General features: G+C 34.8%; 22 protein-coding genes. 11 read left to right on the forward strand and 11 right to left on the reverse strand.

From position 1 onward, the window contains the following. The first annotated feature begins 492 nt into the window (after positions 1-492). The 6 genes from FC97_RS02605 to FC97_RS02630 all read left to right on the forward strand — a co-directional run bounded on the left by FC97_RS02605 (position 493) and on the right by FC97_RS02630 (position 6,158). Positions 493-2,115 (forward strand): helix-turn-helix domain-containing protein, encoded by a 1,623-nt coding sequence (locus tag FC97_RS02605; RefSeq protein ID WP_225868739.1) that lies wholly within the window; start codon positions 493-495, stop codon positions 2,113-2,115. A 249-nt stretch (positions 2,116-2,364) separates the two neighbouring features. Beyond that, a complete protein-coding gene (locus tag FC97_RS02610) occupies positions 2,365-3,555 on the forward strand; it encodes an MFS transporter (protein WP_056967757.1) in 1,191 nt (396 codons plus the stop codon). Between the two features lie 13 nt (positions 3,556-3,568). Beyond that, positions 3,569-4,465 carry an alpha/beta hydrolase gene (locus tag FC97_RS02615; protein WP_054642910.1) on the forward strand — a complete coding sequence of 299 codons (897 nt, stop codon included), beginning with the start codon at positions 3,569-3,571 and terminating at the stop codon, positions 4,463-4,465. A 9-nt stretch (positions 4,466-4,474) separates the two neighbouring features. Beyond that, positions 4,475-4,951 carry a hypothetical protein gene (locus tag FC97_RS02620; RefSeq protein ID WP_054642911.1) on the forward strand — a complete coding sequence of 159 codons (477 nt, stop codon included), beginning with the start codon at positions 4,475-4,477 and terminating at the stop codon, positions 4,949-4,951. Then, positions 4,951-5,793 carry a sulfite exporter TauE/SafE family protein gene (locus FC97_RS02625; RefSeq protein ID WP_054642912.1) on the forward strand — a complete coding sequence of 281 codons (843 nt, stop codon included), beginning with the start codon at positions 4,951-4,953 and terminating at the stop codon, positions 5,791-5,793. Before FC97_RS02620 ends, FC97_RS02625 begins: the two co-directional genes overlap by 1 nt. After that, on the forward strand, positions 5,793-6,158 hold the full coding sequence (locus tag FC97_RS02630; RefSeq protein WP_054642913.1) for a DUF1634 domain-containing protein: 366 nt from the start codon (positions 5,793-5,795) through the stop codon (positions 6,156-6,158). The genes FC97_RS02625 and FC97_RS02630 overlap by 1 nt, the downstream gene beginning before the upstream one ends. A gap of 121 nt (positions 6,159-6,279) precedes the next feature. Here FC97_RS02630 and FC97_RS02635 read toward each other — a convergent pair whose 3' ends face one another. Both FC97_RS02635 and FC97_RS02640 read right to left on the reverse strand, forming a co-directional pair. Continuing rightward, positions 6,280-8,601 (reverse strand): L-type lectin family protein, encoded by a 2,322-nt coding sequence (locus FC97_RS02635; protein WP_056967759.1) that lies wholly within the window; start codon positions 8,599-8,601, stop codon positions 6,280-6,282. A gap of 154 nt (positions 8,602-8,755) precedes the next feature. Continuing rightward, a complete protein-coding gene (locus FC97_RS02640; RefSeq protein ID WP_056967761.1) occupies positions 8,756-11,041 on the reverse strand; it encodes an L-type lectin family protein in 2,286 nt (761 codons plus the stop codon). 244 nt (positions 11,042-11,285) lie between these two features. On the opposite strand from FC97_RS02640, the gene FC97_RS02645 reads away from it, so the two are divergent. Then, positions 11,286-11,738 (forward strand): MarR family winged helix-turn-helix transcriptional regulator, encoded by a 453-nt coding sequence (locus FC97_RS02645; protein WP_054642917.1) that lies wholly within the window; start codon positions 11,286-11,288, stop codon positions 11,736-11,738. A 40-nt stretch (positions 11,739-11,778) separates the two neighbouring features. On the opposite strand, the gene nrdF is transcribed toward FC97_RS02645, so the two are convergent. Genes nrdF through nrdH form a run of 4 tightly spaced genes read right to left on the reverse strand, consistent with a single transcriptional unit; the run spans position 11,779 to position 15,585 of the window. Beyond that, positions 11,779-12,804, reverse strand: a complete 1,026-nt coding sequence (gene nrdF / locus FC97_RS02650; RefSeq protein WP_054642918.1) for a class 1b ribonucleoside-diphosphate reductase subunit beta — start codon at positions 12,802-12,804, stop codon at positions 11,779-11,781. A gap of 15 nt (positions 12,805-12,819) precedes the next feature. Next, on the reverse strand, positions 12,820-14,997 hold the full coding sequence (gene nrdE / locus FC97_RS02655) for a class 1b ribonucleoside-diphosphate reductase subunit alpha (protein ID WP_162200764.1): 2,178 nt from the start codon (positions 14,995-14,997) through the stop codon (positions 12,820-12,822). Further along, a complete protein-coding gene (nrdI, locus tag FC97_RS02660) occupies positions 14,978-15,352 on the reverse strand; it encodes a class Ib ribonucleoside-diphosphate reductase assembly flavoprotein NrdI (RefSeq protein ID WP_056950835.1) in 375 nt (124 codons plus the stop codon). The genes nrdE and nrdI overlap by 20 nt, the downstream gene beginning before the upstream one ends. A 2-nt stretch (positions 15,353-15,354) precedes the next feature. Then, positions 15,355-15,585, reverse strand: coding sequence for a glutaredoxin-like protein NrdH (nrdH, locus tag FC97_RS02665; RefSeq protein ID WP_025085015.1), 231 nt, complete (start codon positions 15,583-15,585; stop codon positions 15,355-15,357). 270 nt (positions 15,586-15,855) lie between these two features. Between nrdH and FC97_RS02670 the strand changes: the two genes are divergently transcribed. Continuing rightward, positions 15,856-16,482 (forward strand): LVIS_2131 family protein, encoded by a 627-nt coding sequence (locus FC97_RS02670; RefSeq protein WP_054642919.1) that lies wholly within the window; start codon positions 15,856-15,858, stop codon positions 16,480-16,482. 193 nt (positions 16,483-16,675) lie between these two features. On the opposite strand, the gene FC97_RS02675 is transcribed toward FC97_RS02670, so the two are convergent. Then, positions 16,676-16,885 (reverse strand): hypothetical protein, encoded by a 210-nt coding sequence (locus tag FC97_RS02675; protein ID WP_025085017.1) that lies wholly within the window; start codon positions 16,883-16,885, stop codon positions 16,676-16,678. A gap of 84 nt (positions 16,886-16,969) precedes the next feature. On the opposite strand from FC97_RS02675, the gene FC97_RS02680 reads away from it, so the two are divergent. The 3 genes from FC97_RS02680 to rpiA all read left to right on the forward strand — a co-directional run bounded on the left by FC97_RS02680 (position 16,970) and on the right by rpiA (position 19,212). After that, positions 16,970-17,527 carry a guanylate kinase gene (locus FC97_RS02680; RefSeq protein WP_054642920.1) on the forward strand — a complete coding sequence of 186 codons (558 nt, stop codon included), beginning with the start codon at positions 16,970-16,972 and terminating at the stop codon, positions 17,525-17,527. Between the two features lie 216 nt (positions 17,528-17,743). After that, entirely contained in the window at positions 17,744-18,463 is a 720-nt protein-coding gene (locus FC97_RS02685) for a C40 family peptidase (protein ID WP_054642921.1), read from the forward strand. A 95-nt stretch (positions 18,464-18,558) separates the two neighbouring features. Then, entirely contained in the window at positions 18,559-19,212 is a 654-nt protein-coding gene (gene rpiA, locus FC97_RS02690) for a ribose 5-phosphate isomerase A (protein ID WP_054642922.1), read from the forward strand. Positions 19,213-19,326: 114 nt separating this feature from the next. Here the strand turns inward: rpiA and FC97_RS02695 are convergent, their stop codons facing one another. From FC97_RS02695 to FC97_RS02710, 4 genes are all read right to left on the reverse strand, one after another. Further along, positions 19,327-19,824, reverse strand: a complete 498-nt coding sequence (locus tag FC97_RS02695; RefSeq protein ID WP_054642923.1) for a hypothetical protein — start codon at positions 19,822-19,824, stop codon at positions 19,327-19,329. 65 nt (positions 19,825-19,889) lie between these two features. Beyond that, positions 19,890-21,224: a replication-associated recombination protein A gene (locus FC97_RS02700; RefSeq protein WP_054642924.1), complete on the reverse strand. Its 1,335-nt coding sequence runs from the start codon at positions 21,222-21,224 to the stop codon at positions 19,890-19,892. 12 nt (positions 21,225-21,236) lie between these two features. Then, positions 21,237-22,550, reverse strand: a complete 1,314-nt coding sequence (locus FC97_RS02705) for an MFS transporter (protein ID WP_054642925.1) — start codon at positions 22,548-22,550, stop codon at positions 21,237-21,239. Positions 22,551-22,558: 8 nt separating this feature from the next. After that, complete coding sequence (locus FC97_RS02710; RefSeq protein WP_025085025.1) at positions 22,559-23,071, reverse strand: YagU family protein; 513 nt, start codon at positions 23,069-23,071, stop codon at positions 22,559-22,561. Positions 23,072-23,578 lie beyond the last annotated feature (507 nt).

Here is a 23,578-nt window from a genome sequence, read left to right on the forward strand (position 1 = left end):
GCCACGCTAATGGTAAAGGAATCAACTTAGGTTGATTCCTTTTTTTGTGTCTCTAAAAAATATTTTTTCAGAAATCATAAATATAATTTTCTGAAGTATTTATTTTAAATTGGCTAATATGTCTATTTTAAAGGACCCTTTTATTTTGCAAATAAAAGGTCCTTTTCAAATATCCCATTATTCCTTATGAAATAATGATTGGTTCTTTCAAAAAGATAGATTCTTTTAACCTAGTTTTTTACTTTTTATGAAAATTGTTTTTTTCTGAATTAAGGAACGTCCAAGGGCTATACTTATTTAAAATAAGGCGTAAAATAACTTATTGGTATAGATAATAAAATATATTCATATTTCTATAAATATCTTGTCTATTTATTTAAGTTCTAAAATGTTGTAGGTTACTTATTTAGGAAAATATTTACGATAATATAAATATAAGTTATAAAACTTTGGGTATATTCTATTATAATAGAATTAATTATATCTATGGGGGTGGAGTTCTTGGATAGCTTTACTGACTTATTTTTATCAAAGTCCGAAATTGAAAAAATACAATTATTTAATAAAATAAAGTTAATAAGAACTAATCAATTAGCTAGTGCAGATCTTATCGGAACATATCGTAACCGTGATATTAAGGTAAAGGATATTAACTTACGAAAAGCTGCTTATCAAATGAATAAGAGTTACGGCAGTGTCTACAATACTTTCTTGGGGATTCAAGAAGACTTTAAACGAATCTTGAAGAAAAGTAAGTATTCAACTGAAGAAATGTTTGACGTTACCAGAGACGCTTATCATGCTTACTTAACGACTAATTCTGATGGTTATCTATTCTTAGATGCAATCGTAAAAGAAAAAGAAAGTTCATTTAAACATTTCTATCAGACACTTGATAGTAGTAAAGCAACAGTTTTACGTCATTTAAAGCCAATGAGAGGTTATTTAAAGCGTTTCGGTGTCAGAATAGCTTATGAACCAATGCGCTTCGTAGGTGATGAGGAATCAATTCGTTTGGCTATTGCGGCATTGTATTGGAATGCTACTAGGGGCTACGTATGGCCATTTGAAGATTTCACACAAAAGACGGCCTTTAAAGTTGTTGATATTGCCTTGGACAAATATCGTCTTAAACCAACTAACCATATTACTAAAACTTTCTATGCTTATGTTGTTATGGCTCATTTGTATCGTATTTTAGCCGGCAATCATGTTAAGAATATGGATGCCTTGAATGTTATCAATTATCCTTTCCCTAATATTTTTGAAAGCGCTGGTTCAATGCTTGAGGGAGATACCGGTAGCGAAAAGGTTCGCGAATTGAAACGTGCTATTAAAGAAGATGTTAGTTACGAAGAGCAAATGTTCCAATCAGCTGATTTTTATATTCTTTTAATGTGTGTTCCAGCCACTTTTGAAGTTTCAGAGGATTATCTTCAATCTGTTTCTAAACAATTGGTTAGATATAATCCATTGTTTGCTAACTTCATCGATGATTTCTTGGAATTAATTCCAATTGACGTTGAACAAACAATTTCTGATATGGCGATGTCACATAGTGAATTTTTAAGATATAAATATAATTTAACTACATGTATTATTGGTGTTCTAGCCTTAGATCACAATTACATTGAGATCCTTAATCTGTATTCAGGTTTTGGTGATGCTATTAGTAAGTTAAATGATGAAGGACTTGAGAGTAAAATCTACTCAACTGTCCAACATCTAATGCTTCGTGATAAGTATCAATCATTGGATGGAAAAGCTAAACAAATTTCAGAAGCTATCTATGCAATCGCATATAGATTCTTCTCACTATATAATAAGAACATTCAGGTTAAAGTTTACCTCGAACTAGAATCATTCTTCTTGGTTTACTCAGACTTATCAGTAACATTACAATCATTGCCATATGCTAAGATCGTCAGCGATCCTACAGAGGCTGATATTATTGTTACAGCTAATAGTGCCAATCCACCAGAAGATCAAATGGGTAAAGATGTATGTATCTATCGTTGGATGTATAACGGTGTAGATGGACAAATGGGTGGCTTATTAAACTTGATTTACAAGATCTGGACAGAAGAGAAAGTTAACGAAAATCCAAATCTTTAGTGAAAAAAGTTGCAACAAATTTCAGAATATATTATGATGAGACTTGTGCGATGAGTCGAGAGCCATCGAATTAGGATGGCACTTATGAAGGTAGGGTATCGAGCACTACTCACCGGATTTGTGAGTGATATCTATAGAAACTGGATGTGAACCGGAATCTATTTACTCATTTTGAGTACTACCAAAAAAACCATGGTTAATTTATACCATGGTTTTTTTTATAGGAAAATTTATAGAAGAGGTGAAAAAATGCGAGCACAAAGAATGTGGTTACTACTTTTAAATATTGCGTTCAATTTGGTAATGGGATTTATTTTACCAGTTAACACAATTTTTATTCATAAGAATCTGCATGAATCCTTGGTAACAGCTGGATTTACATTGATGGTTTATTCAGCTTTTATGATGATTGGGAATGCCATGGGTGGTATTATGTTTGATCGTTTTTCCAAACGTGGTACTTTGTACATTGGTTATATGATTTCAATCGTATCCTTGTTAGGTATGTCAGTTCATCATGTTTGGCCAACGTATGCCATTATGTTATTTATCTTAGGATTCGGAATGGGACTAATCTATACGGCAGTTAACGCTTATACGGCGTTTGTAGCGGAACAAATGTCAGGAAATAGTCGAGTAATCTTTAATAATATGTATTTGGCATCGAATATTGGTATTGCCGTGGGTTCAACCGCAGTTGGATTCATATTCAAGTGGAGCATTTTCTTTACTTTCTTTATACCAATGTTGTTGTTCGTTTTAAGTTCAATTATTTTATTATTTAAAGCTAATTTATTGGAGCACGTTTCAGAACATGATGATTCTAACGAATTAACTAGTTATGATAATGATAACGTTGATCCACGAATTGAAATTGGATCGGGACGTTTCAAGTTAAATCTTTTCATTATTTGTGCATCGATTTTTATCGTTTGGTTAGGTTACTCACAGTGGGACAGCAATTTGTCAGCTTACATGCTTAATCAAGGATACACAACCCGTGAATATGGACTTGTCTTTACTATTAATGCCGGTTCATTATTGATTATTCAACCAGTTATGAATCGTGTCATTTCAAAAATATTTAAACTTTTGAAGTATCAAATTTTTATCGGGACTGTAATTATGGGTTCGTCTTTCTTACTATTGCCAGGAGCTAAGACTTATTTAGCATTCATAACTAGTATGTTGGTTTTAACAGTTGGTGAATCAATGGTCTTTCCAACTATCCCAGCTTTATTGAGTAAGATGTCGACGAATAAGAATCGCGGAACTTTCCAAAGTTTCTACAGTATCTTTGGTTCCTTAGGTCGTGCGGTTGGTCCTTATGCCGGTAGTTTAATTATTACGGCATTATCATTCTCGACATTATTTGTCGGAATTACTATTTCAATGATTATCGTGGCTGTGGCTATGATAGGCGTTAAAGAATTAGCGTAAGTGAGGGAATATCATGATAGTTTTTCTTTTGATATTGTTATTACTAGTCGTTCTAATTTTGAACGCCTTTTTTTTATTTATTCAAAAAAGAGGTTCAAAAGCTTTAGGCGCAGAAGCTCCGAAAGTCAAAATGGATGAAGGACTAGTTGAACAAACAGAAACATATTTAAAAAAGCCAAAACAAGAATGGCAAATAAATTCGAAATTTAATCATAGTAAGTTGTATGGATGGTTCACTGATAATCAGAGTTCTACAACGGTCATTTTGGTTCATGGATTTGGAGTAGATCATAAATCGTTGGATGTCCATGCTCAATTATTTGATAAATTAGGTTTTAATACATTACAGATTGATAATCAGGCTGCTGGTAAAAGTGAAGGTAAGTATCTGGGGTTTGGTTATATTGAGAGTTTAGACTTGTTAGACTGGATCAAAGAAGTTAATGATAAATATTCTGAGAATAAAATTGTTTTATTTGGTGCATCCATGGGTGCAGCTACCGTTATGTTGACGACACAGTATCAATTGCCAAAGAATGTTAAACTGGTGATTGAAGATTCTGGATATACGAGTGCTTCGAACATCTTGAGTTATCACTGTCAAAAAAGGTATCATATTAAAGGCAGATATTTGATCAAGGGAATCTCGCTAATTTCAAGAATACGAGCTGGCTTTTCGTATGCAAAGGCAGACTGTATGAAGGCATTGACTAAAAATACTTTACCAATTTTGTTTATGCATGGAAAAAATGATTTTACTGTACCATTTGAAATGCGCGAAAAGTTATTAACATGTGGAAAATTCCCGAGAAGATCTTATGAAAGTCAAGGGGTTCACATACGGAGCTACTATGTCGATTCTAAAAAATATCAAGGTGCTGTGGAAAACTTTTTGAAATTGTACCTCTAGGAGAAAATAATGAAAATTAAAGTTACTGATTTTATTGAAAATATTCAAGATGAAAAATTTAAACAAACTAAGTTAGATATAAGTAAAGATGATTTACTACAAGAAGATCTCTGGTCATTAAATAAGGCTAAAGAACAGTTGGAAAAAGATTTAGCTGATAATGAACTTTCACAAGTAATTATTCATGTTGCCGATGCAGAATTTCCAATCGATTTTTATTTAGAAAGTGGGATCATCAATTTGCCATTCACCGACGCTAAGAAAGTAACACATTTCTTTGACGACGATGCTGAAGTTGAAACAAAGATTTACCTCTCAACTAGTTGTGATTATCTAAATGCCTCTAAATTTCATATTGATTTAATTTCTGAAAATAGCTTAAAAAATGATGAAATAAAACACACAATGGATATAATGAAAGAGAACTATGAAACTTCTCTAGAGAGTTTCTCTAAAAAAGATGAAGATGAGAAAGAGGAAAAATAATGAATTCAATGCTACTACTTTTAGTAATGGGAGTAGGAGCTGGAGTTCTTGGTGCAATTTTGGGGATTGGTGGCGGAATGATTATTACGCCAGTTCTGACTATTATGATGGGATTAGATATTAAGTATGCGATTGGTGCTAGTATCATCTCAGTTATTGCAACGAGTTCTGGCTCTACAATTGCGTACTTAAAAGACGACATGTTAAATTTGCGTGTGGCCATGTTCTTGGAAATTGCAACAACTGTGGGTGCCATCATGGGCGCTTTGTTGGTAGGCGTATTTTCCAGTAATTTCTTATATGTCTTATTCGGATTCTTCTTACTTTACTCAACTTATAATATGATTCGTAAGTTGATGGATAAAAAAGGTGAGAACGTTTATACCGGTCACGATCCAATCGTTGATAAGTTTAAATTATCGAGTACTTATTATGATAAAGCGGAACAAAAACAGATTGATTATTCAATGAAGAATGTTCCAGGCGGATTTATCATGATGTGGGCTGCTGGATTAGCCAGTGGTTTACTAGGTATTGGTAGTGGTGCTTTCAAAGTTATCGCTATGGATACAATTATGAAGATGCCTTTAAAACCATCAAGTGCTACTAGTAATTTGATGATGGGTGTTACTGCTGCAGCCAGTGCAACGGTATACTTCTTTAATGGTTCAATTCGTCCCGATATTGCTGCTCCATTAGCAATTGGTGTTTTAGTTGGGGCAACAATTGGTGCACGTTTGATGCAAGTCTTGAAGCCAAGAATCATCAGAATGATTTTTATTCCTATTATTCTTTACATGGGAGTACAAATGGCTCTTAAAGGATTTGGGGTGAACATCTAATGAATAATAATACACATGAAGAAACACGACAGGTTGAATTAGTAATTGGTAAAATTTTGCGTATCGGTGTTATCACTTCAGCAATCGTTATTTTAATAGGTATGGCCTTATACTTTATGAGTGGTAGTGGCTATGCTTCAGGTGAATTTCCACGTCGGTTCATGGCAATTTTTGCCGGAGTGGCAGCTGGAAAATCATATGCTGTTATTATGCTAGGTGTTTTCTTACTTATTTTGACACCTGTATTGCGTGTTGTTGTTTCAATTTATGCTTTCTATAAAGAGCATGATAATCTATATGTAATTATTACTACGATTGTTTTAGTAATCTTAATATTTGCTATGTTTATGGGATATCGTAGTTAGAGAGCAATTATAATTTTTGAAAATTAAAAAGGAGTGTTCATGTCGACCGCATTATGTAGGTCGATATGAATGCTCCTTTTATTATTGTTGATGCTATGTTTCAGTGAAGATTGTAAAATTATCATGTTTTATTTGAAATAGAGTCGATTAGTGACCATGATATCTTACTTGTATAAACTCCGGCTTTGTTACCCTTTTTTACAGCTAATAGTATTCCACTGTTGTCAGTCCACGTATCAGCAATATTTTTAACTTGGGTACCGTCAGTATCTTTTACGTGTGTAGCAACGGGAAAATCTTTGTCGATATCATGATCTTTTCCACTGGTATCTCGATAAAATATGTTACCTAGTAATTTTAATTTATTATTATCGTTTGAGATTAAATCATTAGCCTTAGCTTGAACAGACCATTCACTACCTTTTTCACGACTATCAACGACATTTATTTGCCATTTTCCAAGTCGCGGTAGAACTTCATCGGTAAAGGATCCATTAATGGGCTTGAACGAAACTATATTTTGTACATAATCAAAAGCTAAATTACCACCGACTGTGATTTGTCGTGTAATAGTATTGCTAGTATTTCCATCTTGATCTTTGACGTAAAAAGAAACAGTATTAATTTTGTCTAACGAATAGCCAGCTATGGGAAGCTCAAAATTACCAGATAAATCAGCGGTAATACTCTGTGCTTCGGTAGAATTATTATTTAATTTTTGATAAACCGTTAGATTTTGATAGTAAGGATTATTATTGCTACCAGCATAAGTTACTTGAGCTGGAATATAAACATCTTCATTCTCTTTCACTTTGATAATATTAGGTGAGTCACTGGACAGATTTAATTTTCTATATCTAATTTTGAATGGAATGGTATTAGCGTCGGTAATAAGATTATCGCCTTCAAAGGAAGCATGAGCCGCGGGGACTGTCAAAGTTTCCGTGGCATTTTTTTCAGTTTTACCATGTAACTCAATAATAGCCGTTCTACTTTCAGGTGTAAGTTTGTCTGGTAAGAGAAAGTCGAGTTTGGTAGCGTTGGAATTGCTAAAAACACTTGGATCTATTTGGTGCGGTTTGCTGTCCGATGAGTTTGGATAAGTTATTGTTCCACTGGTGAATTTAATATGATCAGGCACGTCTACTTTTGTATGAATTTTATCCCAATTTTTAGTCCATCCTTTGTAATTTAATGTGTAAGTATATCTAATATCACTATTGGGATCGACGGTGTTATTACTCTCAGTAATTTCACTTCCGCCTTGAGAATCATCATAAATAGCCGGGATTGCTTCAGCATCAACAAAAGAGGGGATGGATTCAAAGACTAATAAATTATTTTCAGAGTACTTCCCAGTAGAACCAGTAAATCCCCAATAAAGTTTAGTGTTATTTCCTTCCAGTCCGAAATTCTTTGTATCGATATTGAAAGATGTTTGTACTATTTTCTTAGGATCGATAATGGGAGTTCCCGTAACTGGATCTTTATCGTTGTAGGCATAGGTTAAGGTTCCTTGAGAATGATCATTATCGCTTTTGGGAATCCAAGTGATAGTAACATGATGCCATTTTCCGTCTACTAAGTTAGAGTGGAGTTTATAATTTTTTCCATGATCCATTGTAAAGAATCCAGGGTAGTCACCATCACTTTTATAAGTGGTTGCTAATGCGGGATAATTACCGGCAATGTGACGATCACCATTACTTGCATTCCCAACATTCAAATCAAAAGAAACACCTTCACCAGTACCACCAGTGCTTGGCTTATACCGATTGACAAAAGTATCGAATTCCAAGGCCCAACTTTTTTGAATAGCGGTTTTAGCAAGTCTATCAGGAAAGTTTTGATTCTCATGATCCCAATCAGCTCCCCAAACACCTAAGGCTTGCCCATTAACGGGAATTCCATCTGCAGAAAGTGCAATTGAATTTTCTTTGTTTTTATCATTTTGAAGAACAAAAGCCATACCATCACCAACAAACCCTGTAGAGCTAGTAGAAGGTCCAAAATAAAGCCACATGGAAGCCTTCTGGGGATGTTGAATATCAAAATAATTATCAGAACCCATATGACTCCAAACAGCACCAGTTTGATATTTACCATTAGTCATTTTGATAACACTGGTTCCCTTAGTATTTGGGTCAGGATTAGTTGATTGGGTTATTTGAGCATTGTTAGTCATACTTGAATTAAACATGTTGTTTGAAGGTACGATAACGGGTCTGCGTAACCGCGTTTCAGCAGCAGCCTGAAAATCAGCAATGACAAAGGCATCATTGTTCCAGTTCAAACCCTTAGGTGCGGTCGCTAAAGCATGTTCATAGTCGACATTATCGTCAGCCTTGATTATTTGAATACAGTTAAATGAATGAATTATAAGCAAAAATATTACTCCGGTAAAAATTAATAACAGTTGTTTCAAACTATTATATTTAGTCATGAATATTCCTTTCATCTGACAAAATCATTTTACAAGAAAATTTTAACAAATAAATGAATATTTAACATGCTATATAAGACTAAAACACATTGTATTTTTATATATAAAAAATAAATAAATGATATTCAAAAATATCATTTATTTTGTAATGAGCTTATTTATTGTTGAGCGAATCAACTAGTGACCAATTTATTTCACCGGAGTAATTGCCGGCTTTATTTTGAGAATTAGATAGCAAAAGAATTCCATCTTGAGAATTCCAATTTTCAGTTATACTCTTCTCTTGAGTATCATCGTCATCTTTAAAATTTTCGGCTATTGTTAGATCATTATTCAAATATGATACTTTACCGGCATGATCTCGATAAATTAAGGCACCATCAAATTTTTGATGAGTTTTTGAATCCGTTAATTTACTTGCACTGGCTTGGACAGACCAGGAGCTGCCTTTCTCTCGGCTATCAATTACGTCGATTTGCCAATTGTTCATTCGAGGAATGATTTCATTTGGTGAAGTGAGATTTACGTTTTTGAAGTTCAATTGTGGTGATACTGATCCAAATTGAACGGTTCCTCCTACATTGATCTGTTTAGTGATCACGTTAGTTTTATTACCTAAATTGTCTATGACATAAAATTTAACGATATTTATCTTAGAAGATAATTGGTCATTACTTAAATGGAGTATAAAACCGTTGGCAGGATTAGCATCATTTAGTTTAAAACTAGGCAAATTCTTATCATTTATTGATGGATAGACAGTCATATTGGAATTGATTAAGGAAGTTCCGTCGTGATATTCCAATTCTGCAGGGATATCGACATCTTCATGTTGACCGATTTTTTTAATATCTGGGAAATCACTTTTTAGAGTTAAATTACGTGCCTGTATGAAAAAGGGAACTGTATTAGTATCGGTGATTAAATTATCACCTTCAAATGAGGCATGTGCGCTAGGAACGTTGAGTTTTTCAGTAGCTATTGTTTCTGTGTGCCCCTTGAGTTCCACTATTGCTTTACGACTATCTTGATTGAGCTGTTCTGGAAGGACATATTCGATAGAAGCGGGATCGTTAAGAAATTTATCACTAGGTATTTGGTAAGTATGTCCAGTTGTGGGATAGGTGATTGTTCCATTGGTAAAATGAATATTTTTGGGTACGTTCATTTTGGCATCAATGTTATTCCACGTCTTAGTCCAGCCTTTATAATCTAGATTGTAAAAATAGCTAATGTCATCATTGGGATAGACTTGACTATCGTTTTTTATGATGTCCCGATTTTGAGTATTATTATGGATCCTGGTGGTTGCTTCCGCATCAACAAAGGAAGGAATAGATTCAAAAATCATCAAGTTATTTTCATAGTATTTACCAGTAGAGCCGGTAAACCCCCAATAGAGTTTACTGTCAGATTGAAGATTGAAGTTGGCAGTATCTAAATGAAAGCTAGTACTTTTTATGTTTTCAGCATCAGGGATGGAGCCATCAGGATTCTTGTCATTGTAACTGTAGGTCATCGTTCCCCCTGCCGGAGTCTGTTGGTTATCTATACTGATATCTGGAGACCACTTGATAGTGACATGGTGCCAATTGCTATCGACTAAATTATTCATTCCAATAAAATTGTCATGGTGCATGGTGTAATAATAGATTGGTGGATTGGTGTTACCAGCTTTCTGTTTTATGTAGGTTTTGTATGAAGCGGGAAATCCGGTAGCAATATGTTGAGAAAGGTTTCCAGGATTGTTAGCGTCGAAAGAAACTCCCTCACCAGAAATCTCATTGGCGCCGGTTAATAGATTTTTATAAGTGTCGAATTCCATGGCCCAACTATTCTGGATAGCTGTTTTAGCAATATTTTCAGGATCTGAATTTGTTTTATCCCAATCGGCTCCCCAAACGCCTAATGATTGACCATTTACAGGTATTCCAGTGGATGAGAGAGCAATGGCATTTTCTTTTCTTTTATCATTTTGTAGAACAAATGCCATTCCATCTCCAGGAACCTCTCCACCAGTATTACCAAAATATATCCACATCGAGGCTATTTGCTCATGACTTAGATCAAAGTAATTTTCTTTTTCAAAATTACTCCAAACGGCACCAACTTGATAGGTACCGTTGGTTAAACTGATAACACTAGTATCTTTAGTTGCAGGATTTTTTGAACGGACAATAGTGGCATTATTTTCATAACTATATTTTTTACCTGAAGGGCTGTTACTTGGTGCATTAACTGGCTTAGGTGGAAACTTAGCAATCACGAAGTTATTATTATCCCAATTAAGTCCTTTAGGCGTGGTAGTAAGAGCATGTTCGTAGTCAGAGTCACCAATATCGGCTCCGACAACCTTTGTAGAAAGAAAGGTTAAAGACAAAATTGAAATGCACAAAAAAATACCAAAAATCAAAAATTTTTTTCGATAAAAAATATTCATATGGATCCCTCTCAATAGGAAATATCCTTATTTCATACAAATTGTACCAATGCATTATGTATAATCTCAATTAATTTAAGTATTTTTATTATTATTTGAGTTTAAAAAATATAAATATTTGATTATAAATTTTATATTATATGTGAGATATTTTAAATTAAGTTGTGTGAAATAGAATAGTTTACAATTCCTTAGATTAAGAATAAAATGTAGGCATAAAATGAAATAAGGAGGGATGATTTATATGGCAGAAAAGATTGCAATTGATGCTACCAAGCCAATCCCCTTGGACGACCACTTATGTTTCTCTCTCTATGCAACTTCACGTGCGATTCAAAAGTTATATCACGATGGACTTAGCAAAAATAATTTAACGTATCCACAATATTTGGTATTAGTTTCACTCTATGAATATGATCATGTTACAGTTAAAAGACTGGGTGAATTGCTTTCACTCGATTCAGGGACTTTAACACCTTTGTTAAAGCGTATGGAAAAAGAAGGGTTAGTGACTCGTCAACGTAGTAAAGATGATGAACGAGTTGTTAATGTAAAATTGACTGACTTGGGAATCTCCAAGCGTAAGGATATTAATGAATTACCAGAGATATTGGTAGCAAAGAGTAATTTCACAGCTGATGAATGGAATACTTTGGAAGATTTATCTAAAAAATTATTTACGAATATAACAAAATAAGGATTCACCGATTAAGGTGAATCCTTATTTTTATAGCTTATTATTTCAATTTTTTAACTTTATCGAAAAGTGAATTGCCATCTGGTGTTTTGTTGTCGCCAGTACGTCCGATATCGTAATCGGAATCTTTCATAGCTTCAACTTTACCCATTAGATAACCATTACCAACTTGTGAGAAGAAGTCGTGGTTACTTGTTCCGGTAGAAATACCGTTCATAACGATAGGATTAACATCTTCAGCATTACCATCAGGGAACAATGGTTCTTGTCCTAAGTTCATCAAAGCTTTATTAGCGTTATAACGAAGGAAAACAAGAACTTCATCGACCCAACCAACTTCTTTGTACAATTCTTTAGTATATTTCTCTTCATTATCGTAGAGAGTATAGAGTAGATCATACATCCAGTCTTTTAATTCAGATTGTTTGTCTTCACTCAATTCGTTGAAACCTAATTGGAATTTGTAACCAATATAAGTTCCGTGAACTGATTCATCACGAATGATCAACTTAATGATTTCAGCAACATTAGCTAGTTTATTATTACCTAGATAATAAAGTGGTGTGTAGAATCCTGAATAGAAAAGGAAGCTTTCTAGGAAAACACTAGCAACTTTCTTTTGTAGTGGTTCACCATTTTGATAGATATCATTAATGAATTTAGCTTTCTTTTGAAGGTATTCATTGTGATCTGTCCAATCAAAAATCTCTTCGATTTCTTCAGCACTATTCAAGGTACTGAAGATAGATGAGTAACTCTTGGCATGAACTGATTCCATGAATTCAATGTTATTGAAAACAGCTGTTTCAGCTTGAGTACGAGTATCCTTTAGCATTGCTTGGATTCCATCTTGTGATTGAAGAGTATCCAATAGTGTTAAGCCACCAAAAACGTGTCCAACAACAGTTTGCTCAGCAGGACTGAGGGTACGCCAGTCGTCTAAATCGTTGGAAAGTGGAATACGTGTATCCAACCAAAATTGTGAAGTTAACTTTTCCCAAGTTTCCTTGTCAATTTGGTCTTCTAGTTTATTCCAATTCATTGATTTGTAATATGTATCAACCATTATAAAAATTTCCTCCTAGATAGAGCAGCTTTCGCACTCGTTACTGCCGATTTCATCATTATTTTCAGTAAAAGTTCTGACGTAGTAAAGTGACTTGATACCCTTGTAGTAAGCATAGTTACGTAAAATACTTAGATCACGTGTTGTTTGCTTAGTATCGTCCGCATCTTTCCAATCATAAAGACCAGCAGGAATTTCTGAACGCATGAAGAGTGTCAAACTCATTCCTTGATCAATATGTTCTTGAGCTGAAGCATAAGTATCGATAACTTTACGCATATCAGTATCATATGCTGACTTGTAGTATTTGATAGTATCGTTACTCAAAAGTGGTGCTGGGAAGTATAACTTACCATTTTTCTTCTCTTGTCTTTCTTCAACTAATCTAGTAATAGGTTGCAAACTAGCACTAGTGTTGTTGATGTAAGAGATAGAACCAGTTGGGGCAACGGCCATACGATAGGCGTTATAAATTCCATCACGCATAACGTTGTCTTTTAGTTTTGACCAATCCTCTGGTTGAGGAATGAAGATATCATTGAAGAGTTCTTTGACAGCGTCAAGTTTAGGGGCAAAGCTCTTGTCTAGATACTTGTCAAAATAAGATCCGTCTGCATATTTTGATTTTTCAAAATTAGCAAAGGTTTCGTGGCGTTCTTTAGCAATATTGTTACTCTCAACTAATGTCCAGTAATTAATTAGCATGAAGTAGACATTGATGAATTCAATTGCTTCAGGAGAGCCATATTCGAGGTGTTGGCTAGCTAAAAAGGTATGGAGTCCCATTGCCCCTAAACCGATAGAATGGTTCTTCTTGTTACCATTTGCTACTGGTGGCACAGCAGTAATGTTAGAAGCGTCACTGACAAAAGTTAGGGCTCTAGTCATGGAACGAATTGATTGTCCGAAGTCGGGGCTTTGCATCATATTCAAAATGTTAGTAGAACCAAGGTTACAACTAACATCAGTTCCCAATTTAACGTATTCTTGAGCATCATTTAGTTCAGAAGGTATCTGGACTTGTTGAATCTCAGTACAGAGGTTACTCATGATGATCTTACCATCGATAGGATTGTCGCGGTTAACAGTATCAATATTCAAAACGTAAGGATAACCGGATTCTTGTTGTAGTTTACTGATTTCGTCTTCTAGTTCACGAGCTTCAATCTTATATTTCTTGATACGGTCGTCTTTGACCATATTGTCATATTCTTTAGTGATATCAACGTATGAGAAGGGAACACCGTAAACTTTTTCAACTGAATAAGGGCTGAAGAGGTACATATCTTCATTATTACGAACTAATTCGTAATACTTATCAGGTACGATGACACCTAGTGAAAGAGTCTTAACACGGACCTTTTCGTCGGCATTTTCTTTTTTAGCAGATAGGAAGTCAATGATATCTGGATGGAAAACGTTCAAATAAACGGCACCAGCACCTTGTCTTTGGCCTAATTGGTTACTGTAACTGAAACTATCTTCCAATAACTTCATAACTGGTAGGACACCAGATGAAGAGTTATCAACGCCTTTAATTGGTGAACCTGATTCACGTAAGTTGGATAGCGTTATACCGACACCACCACCGATTCGTGATAGCTGAAGGGCACTGTTGATTGTTCTACCAATGCTATTCATGTCATCTGTTACTTGTAATAAGAAACAAGAAACGTATTCTCCACGACGTTTACGACCGGCATTTAAGAATGAAGGTGTTGCGGGTTGATAACGTTGGGCAATCATTTCAGTAGCTAGACTCTTAGCTAAAGTTTGATCTCCACGAGCATACAAAAGGGCGTTAAAAAGAATTCTCATCTCGTAATTTTCAAGATAGAGATCACCATCATTAGTCTTTAAGGCATATTGGTTATAAAACTTATATGCAGCCATGAAAGATTGGAATTGAAAATGCTGATCTAATAAGTAGTCATAAAGATTAGCCACAAATTCATGTGGATACTCATCGATAACTTCTTTTTCAATAAAGTTATTGTCGATCAAATAGTCAATGTGATCCTTGAAAGAAGCAAACTTCTTAGTATTTGGCTCAACATTTTCAGTGAAGAAGGCTTTAACAGCTTCCTTATCCTTATTAAGTGGAATCTTATCATCTACAGGGATGTTGATTTCATTATTCAATTTGAAATAATGAAGTTTAGTTGCATCTAGGTTATTTAATCCCAATTTCATTCACTACTTTCTTAAAGTTTTCGACGTCTTTTTGTGTACCATTGAATTCAAATTCAAAGACAACCGGAACGTCTAATCCATGGGCGATGTCTTTTGCGGTGTGATTATATAGAGTATTGAAATTACGATTACCGCCACCGGCAACGCCAATACAATTTTGAGCGTTATCTTTATATTGTAAAAAGTCGATTACAGGATCCATCATATCGTCATCGTAAGCAGGTACGATAAGAATAAATGGCCGACCCATTTGGTAAAAGGGGTCGGCGTCGGTTATTTCATATCCATCTATTCCTAGTTTATTAACGAACCGTCTAGTCTGTCCGGTGATAGAATAATAAGCTATTTTTTTCATGATTAACCTACGAGGTCTTTAAGACTGTCTGGGCGAAAACCGACGATAGGATCGCTGACAGAGTTCATAACTACAGGAACACTCTTAAAACCTTGTTGTTTTAAAAGATCTAAATATTCTGGATCTTGGTTGATGTTTCTTTCTTCAAAGGAAACGTTGTGCTCCTTTAAGTATCTCTTAGTCATTTTGCATTGCATACAGTTGTTCTTGCTATATACGATTACGTTATTCATAGTGAGTAACTCCTTTCAACTTGCTATTCCCAATTAGTATAATCATTTGAAAATTTAAACACAACATATAGTATTCGACATAACGGCTAATACACGATATAGCGTGGTTATACTGTCATTATAAAAAATCGACAAACGTATGTGCCCACACAATTTCGACCGTTTTGTATCTCAGTTTCAAATATTTTTTCGATTCGTGGTAAAATTAGCGTAATGACTATTATAAAGTTATGAAGTGTTTAAGACAATTAATTTAGTTGGGAGAAAACTATGAGTTCTTGGAATTTTGTGGGAATTATTGCATGGATTATTGTAATTGCACTATTAATCTTTGTTGTATTTAATATTAGAAATCGTCATTTAAAAATTCTTGTTCAACAAAAGAAGAAAATTACTGGAGTAACAATTTTAACAGATCTATTGGAAATTGTTGTCGTCATTTTAGCTGTTAGTGGGATGTTATACACTAGCTTGTTTACTAAGGTTGATTTGAATGATAAGGATAATATTACTGTTAGTTATAAATATAATCCGATGATCGTTCAAACGACAGATGACGGACAGGGTTATTACGTTAAAATCAATAAGCAGGAATCTAGTTCATCAACTGATGTTTATCAATATTGGTTGAATAATTCTAAATATACGGTCTCAAGTCAAAATGCTACTGTTTCGGATGCAACATTACCATTTACTGTTTCCGGATTACGTTTGAATTGGCCCGTTAAAAAAATTAAGAAACTTGATTCTAAGTATCAAGATGCTTACGTTATAACAATGCAGGCCAAGTACAAGAATAATTTCAGAAATGGTTTAGGTTTAAAGGCTAACCGTTTTGCAATGGAATATCGTGTTTTGAGAGTACCTGCTAGTTCATTTATTAATGTTGAAAAATAAAGAAAATAGTTTGGAATATAACTACTTTGTTAACCAATATGCAGTGTAAATGTGGAAGATAATATAAATTTTTCCGTTTAAAACAAATAGGAGCAGGTAATCAAGTACGATTACCTGCTCCTATTTTCCTTAATACTCGAAAGCTGAACATGTTATATTCAGCTCTTTGTTTGGAAATACATATATTTTATAATTACTTAGCTTTTTTGATTTTCTTGATGCTTACAACAATCTTGTTGTTTAGTTCAGTTTTATTAGCATTATCTTTAGGATCATTTTTTACAATTTCCATTAAAGCAGAGTGCTCGTAGATTTTTTCAACTTTGCCTTGGAATGGGTAATCCATATCTTCATCAACGGAGCAGTCGTAAACAGTTCCAACCTTTAAATCTTCTATTTTCATATGTAAAATCTCCTCGGATTAATTACTTAACAGACTAGTATATTAATATAGTAGAAGAAATATTTCAAACATAGGGGTTCTATAATGGATAAAAAAATTATTGTAATTACCGGTGCAAGTGGTACCGGCAAGACTACCATTAGCAAATATTTGAAAAATACTTATCGTATACCAAGTGTCATCACTCACACTACTAGATTACCACGTGATGGCGAAAAAAACGGTATTGATTACTATTTTGAAACGGAAGATTCCTTTTTTAAGAATCATTATTTGGAAAAAGTTGAATACAGTGGTCATTGGTATGGGTCTTCAGAAGAAAGTCTTAATAAGACTTGGGAAAATTATGATGCTGCTAGTATTGTAGTCGATACACAAGGAGCCATCTCATATAAAGAAAGATATGGCGAAAATGCTATTGTGATATTTTTAGAAGTAGACTATGACACAGTTGCCAAACGTTTAAAACTACGTGGAGATGATCACAAGCGTCTGGTTTCACGTATAAATAGTGATGAATTCCTCAGAGATTTAAGAATTCCTAAAGAATTAGAAGGAAAATCCTATAAAATCGTTAATAATGACATCGAAATCACTAAAAAAAGGGTCGATCAGATAATAAAAAGTAAAAAAGTAAATTAATTTGCTTTTTCACAATAGGGCTATAAATGTTGGTAAAACAACGTTTATAGCCCTATTTTTGTCAAAAGTTTCAAAGTGTAACATTCTTATACAATTGTTGTAACAGTTCTGCAATATTCGGAGAGTAATATAGTGGTCGTTGAGTGATAAGAAATTAATAAATAATAAAAATTTAAACAATTAAAAAAATATACCAATTCATGGGGGATTTCAATTTTGAATAATAACGTTAAAAAAAGTCTAATTTCATTTACAGCTGCTGCAGCAATGGCAGTTACAGGTTTAGGTCTATCAAACGCTTCTTCAGCTAAGGCTGCAACAACTGTCCAAAATGCTCCTTCAGTTGTACGTACAAAGAACAATTCAGCACTATTCAGTACACCATCTTCAGATTCAAAGATTTCTAACCGTATTCTTGGATCAAACACAAGCTGGCGTGTAGCTAAGGCTGTTGTAGATGACAACGGTACAACATGGTACCTTGTAGGTAACAACGAATGGTTAAGTGGTGCTGATGTAACAACTGCTAGTCAAGCAACTACAGAAGCTGCTGCAACAACAACTGCTACTACACAATCAACAGCTGCTAACGTTATTAGTACAGCCAAGAAGTATTTAGGTACACCTTACGTATGGGGTGGTAAGACACCAAGTGGTTTCGACTGCTCAGGTTTCACATCATACGTTTACAACCAAGCAACAGGTAAGAACATTGGTTCATACACAGTAGCTCAAGAAAGTGCCGGTACACAAGAAGCTGTTTCTCAAGCATCAGCCGGAGACCTTCTATTCTGGGGTGGCAAAGGTTCAAGTTATCACGTAGCTATCTACTTAGGTAACAACCAATACATCGCCGCACCACAACCTGGTGAATCTGTAAAGATCTCATCAATCTCAAGTTACTTCATGCCTTCATTTGCTGTTAAGGTTCTATAATTCAAAATTGAAATAACCTTTAAGACCACTTCGGTGGTCTTTTTTTGTGTCTCAAGATAAAATAATTACAGAGTAAATTTCTTAAGGGAGATACAATGGAAAAATTAATTGAAGAAGCACGAGATTTGATAGAACCCAATATGTACGTTAGTTTTGGTGGCGGAAGAACCGTGGGCCGTCTAATTAGATCAATAACTGATAAATCCATTAAGGTTTCAAGTCCTTCAGAAATGACGAGAGATCTTTGTCGTGAATTGGATATTCCAGTAGTACCATTGGAACAAGTTGATCATTTTGATTTGGCCTTTGATGGCTGTGATAGTCTGGATGATAATTTGAATGTTTTAAAGAGTAACGGCGGAATCCATACTTTTGAGAAATTGTATGCTAATTTAGCAAAAAGATATATCATCTTGGCACCAAAATCACGTTCAACAAAGACATTTAATGTTGAAATACCATTGTGTTTAGAGGTTATGGAATTAGCTATACCTCAAGTGAAAGTAGAAGTAGAGAAGTTAGGTGGAAAGGTAGAAGTACGTCAATCTAGTGAAATGGCTGGAATGGTTAGAACGGTTAACGGTAATGCTTTGGTGGATTGCCATTTTAATAACTGGGATAGAATCGACGAAATTGATACCAAATTGGCTCAAATGACAGGCGTTGTGGGAACTTCATATTTCAAGAATTTAGTTACCGACGCTTTGCTATCAACTGATAGTGATGTTATTCATTTACAAAGAAAATAAAATTGTGATCTCTAATTTGATGATTTTAATCAAAAGAAAGGCCTCTATTAGGCATTCAAGATATATTTTTTACTTGAATCCCTTAATAGAGGCTGTTTTGTTTATTTAAAATTTTTAATAATGAATGTTTTGAATCCACTCATTTGGTCCAACCTTACAATAGGATATTCCACGAGGGAGTTGAATTCTTTCATCGCTAGCCCACGTACCGGCTGCTAGTCGACGTCCTGTGTAAGTGAATTCGTAAGTCTTGTAGTTAAATTTCCAAATATTATGGCCTGTAGAAATTGTAATAGGGCGGTTGATACCCTTATTAACTAGAGCCACATCATCAGTACTGACCCATTTGTTGGTTGCAACTCGATAATAGTGATCGTTACCAGAATTTTTTCCGATTTTGTCGGTCAACCAATCTGTTTTGGCTTTAAGCTTGGGTTTCTTTATCCGAGTGAAGTCATAGGTGAAATCGTCTTTTTGCTCGCTTCTAGAAACCATCGTTGTCTTTTTAAATGTATGAACAAAACTAACAGCTTTAACTTCAGTTGTATTTTGAAATGAAAATATTCCGACTAGCACTAAACATAAAATAACTAATAAATTACGTCGTCTCATTTTATGAAACCCCTCAGTCCTAAATTAAGACCCCATTCTATCACTAAATGTAAAAGAAGAACATGTTACTTAGTGTCATGTTCCTGATGCCATTGTTCGATATATTCTAAACGTTGTTTGAAGAGGCGGTCCTTACCTTGTTCAGTTGGTCGATAGTAGGTGCTATTTTCAACTTCTTTAGGCACTGTTTTCATGGTCGTTAGCTTGTCAGCATAATCGTGAGCCAATTGATAATCTTTCCCATAACCGAGATTCTTCATAAGTTTCGTAGGAGCGTTTCTGACCTGAAGAGGTACAGGAAGATTGCCATACTTCTTAACGTCTTTCTGAGCTCTTAATAAAGCTTTATAAGTGGCATTGGACTTGGGAGCAACGGACAGATAAATTACAGTTTCAACTAAATGGACATTACATTCAGGCATACCAAGAAATTGACAGGCTTGGAAAGCATTGATCGCAACATTTAAAGCATTCGTATCAGCTAATCCAATATCTTCACTGGCAAAACGAACCAGTCGTCTAGCAATGTAGAGTGGATCTTCGCCACCTTCAAGCATGCGGGTGACCCAATAAATGGCTGAGTCGGTATCACTGTTGCGCATCGATTTGTGCAGGGCGGAGATAATGTTGTAATGCTCTTCACCATTTTTATCGTAGCGTAGGGATTTAGTATTGAGTAATTGACGAATATCTTCCAAATCTACTTTGGCAGTCTTATCATGAACCGTTGAATTGATAACAGCCATTTCTAAGGTGTTCAAAGCTACTCGGGCATCGCCATTAGCGTAATTACCAATCAATTCTAAAGTGTCATCGTCAATATCAACTTTTAACTTTGGAAATGCTTTAGAATTGGCGAGGGTCTTTTTCAATAGATCGACTAAATCATCTTTAGTTAAAGACTTTAAAACAAAGACTTTACATCTTGATAGTAACGCAGAGTTAATTTCGAAAGATGGGTTCTCAGTTGTGGCACCAATCAAGGTAATACTGCCCTTTTCGACGAAAGGTAGGAAAGCATCTTGTTGAGCCTTGTTGAAACGATGAATTTCATCAATAAAGACGATAGTCTTTTGGCCCATTTCCCGGTTCATTTCGGCCTCCTTCATAACTTTTTTAATGTCGTTGATACCGCTAGTGACGGCACTAAAAGTTATGAAATTAGCTTTAGTTTTCTTGGCAATGATTTCAGCTAAGGTGGTTTTCCCCACCCCAGGAGGTCCCCAGAAAATTAATGAGGGAATTTTATCTTGGTCGATGATTTCTTTAAGAATTTTGCCATCACCGATTAAATGTTGTTGACCGACAAAACCCTCTAGTGTTGTTGGGCGGACCCGATTAGCTAGAGGGCTATTGTTGTCATTATTTTTATTAGTAGCAAAGAGTGATTCCTGTTGCATTTTTTACCTTCTTCATTTAATAGCATTCTGAATTTTTTTCTCATTGTATCCAAGCAAAATCAGAAACATGATTATATACAAACCTAATGGAATCAAAGCGTAATTCAAATTGATTGCCGAAATAGTACTGGCACTTTGGGTTTTATTGGAAACGTAACCTGAGATTTGAAGCGATTCAGCAGTGATTAAACCACCGAGTCCTAATCCCAAATTAACACCGAAGTCGTCTGTTGAAGCTAATACACCTTCAGCTTGAATTCCCATTGAAGTACCATAACGAATCGTATCCGCAATCATGATTGAAACTAGGCCAATGATGAAACCTCCACCGATTCCGTTGACAAAGATACCACTGAAGATAAGAGCTAGATTCTTTGAATAAGCACCGAAAGTGATAATTATTTGTCCAATAAAGGCGATGATGATACCTAGTAACATTGTTTTCTTTTTACCTAATTTGACGGAAACAAAATAGATAGCAACAACACCAATCAAAGCTGTTAATGTGAAACTGTTGGCTATTGAAACTAGGTTTTCATCGTGAAGAACGTATTTGAAATAGTAAATAGTTGTTTGATTCTTAATAGAAGTAGTCAACCAATAAAGGAAGATAACAATGGAAATAACAATCCATGGCCGATTCTGCTTGAGCATTCCCCAAACTTTGGAAATAGGTTGATGATTAATATTGTCGTCAGTATAGCGTTCACGAACATGAAAGAATGTATTCAAAATTAAGGCTAGGGAAATAATACCAAAGAGGATAATTGTTCCCAAAAAGCCCTTTTGTTGATCACCTTTACCAAAGAGATTGACTAGAGGAATAGTAAAGACGGCTACAATGATTTGAACGGAACTACCAGAGAATTGTCTGATAACACCCAACAATGTTGTTTCCTGTTCATTATCAGTCATAGTAGGCAAGATGGAAGTAATTGGTAAGTTAACAGCAGTATAAAAGAATCCTAATCCTAAATAGGTTACATAAGCCCAGATCAATTTTCCTGAATGTGGTAGAAAATTAGGTGTAACAAAAGTTAGGATTGCGAAGATGACATAAGGGAAGGAATACCATAGAAAGAAAGGTCGACTCTTACCCCAACGAGAATGGGTATTGTCGATCATAATTCCAATTATTAGACTTTCAAAGACATCAGCTGCTCTGGCTACGACGAAAAGAATGGCAACTTCACTTGCTGTCAGTCCAAAAACGTCAGTATAAAAGAAGAGTAGATAGGTGGTCATCATTTGAAAGACTAAATTATCGGCGGCATCACTTAGGCCATAACTGATTCTTTCAGTTAATGAGGTGTTCCATTTGTTCAAAGGAAACCTTATTTCTGTGCAGTTAAGCGACGATAGAGTTCACGGCCGACAATATCGTTTGTCCACATCCAAGCAATGTGACCGAGTGCCTCAGAGATATGTTCTTCAGTAGGTTGATCCTTAGGACTTGGGACAGTTTTCATCATAGGCATGATTCCAATATGGAAAGCAACCCAGATAGCTAATCCGAAGATTGCTCCAGAGCCTTTTCTGATGAATGGTTTATATTCTGCCAAAACTTCATAAATGATGGCAAATGATGTTGAGAAACCAAAGTGCATCATAAAACTTGCCCAAGGCATTTGGTGACCAGAATATGTGTAAGTTCCACGAGTGATTTTCTTAGGAATACCCATTTGTTCCATTAAGGTTTGAGGAGGATTCACAGCATCACGTTCAGCTGTACGTGGTGGCAAAACATTCTCCCAGCCTAATTTAACAAACCCAGAAACTATTCCAGCAGCTGTTCCGGCGATAACGGCAGCCTTCAAGTTGGCTTTTTGTTCTTTATTTAAGTGCATATTAATACCCCACTTCTATCATTATTTTAATTTTAGTATAAATCAGAGTGGAGACTAATTCAGGTAATTGGTCTTGTGAGAGTAGTAAAAAACAGACAATATGGAATTTTAGACCCTTTGGTCATAAATTCTTCACATATTGTTATAAATTAATTCGTAATTTGGCAACCGTATATTCATAAATTCCCGTTATTATTTAAGCATAGTCAAATAACAAAGAGGTGACCGGATGAACAAACAATCCTTTTAGAATTAATCCTTTTTTAAATATACTTATTGAAAACATAAAATGAATAGAAATAAACCCCTTAAAACTTATATACAAAATTAAAACCCTTATAAACTCAAGTAATATATCTTCCCCCCTAAAAGATATATCTCAAGATAAAATTTGAAAGAAGTGACCCAATGAAATTGGAAGCTGCATTAATTAGATGATGAATTTTAGATTACTCACTTAACAAATGGAATAATCCCCTTAATATTAATTAAAACCCTATTTTTTTA

The sequence above is a fragment of the Companilactobacillus kimchii DSM 13961 = JCM 10707 genome (assembly GCF_001435445.1).
Lineage (GTDB): Bacteria > Bacillota > Bacilli > Lactobacillales > Lactobacillaceae > Companilactobacillus > Companilactobacillus kimchii.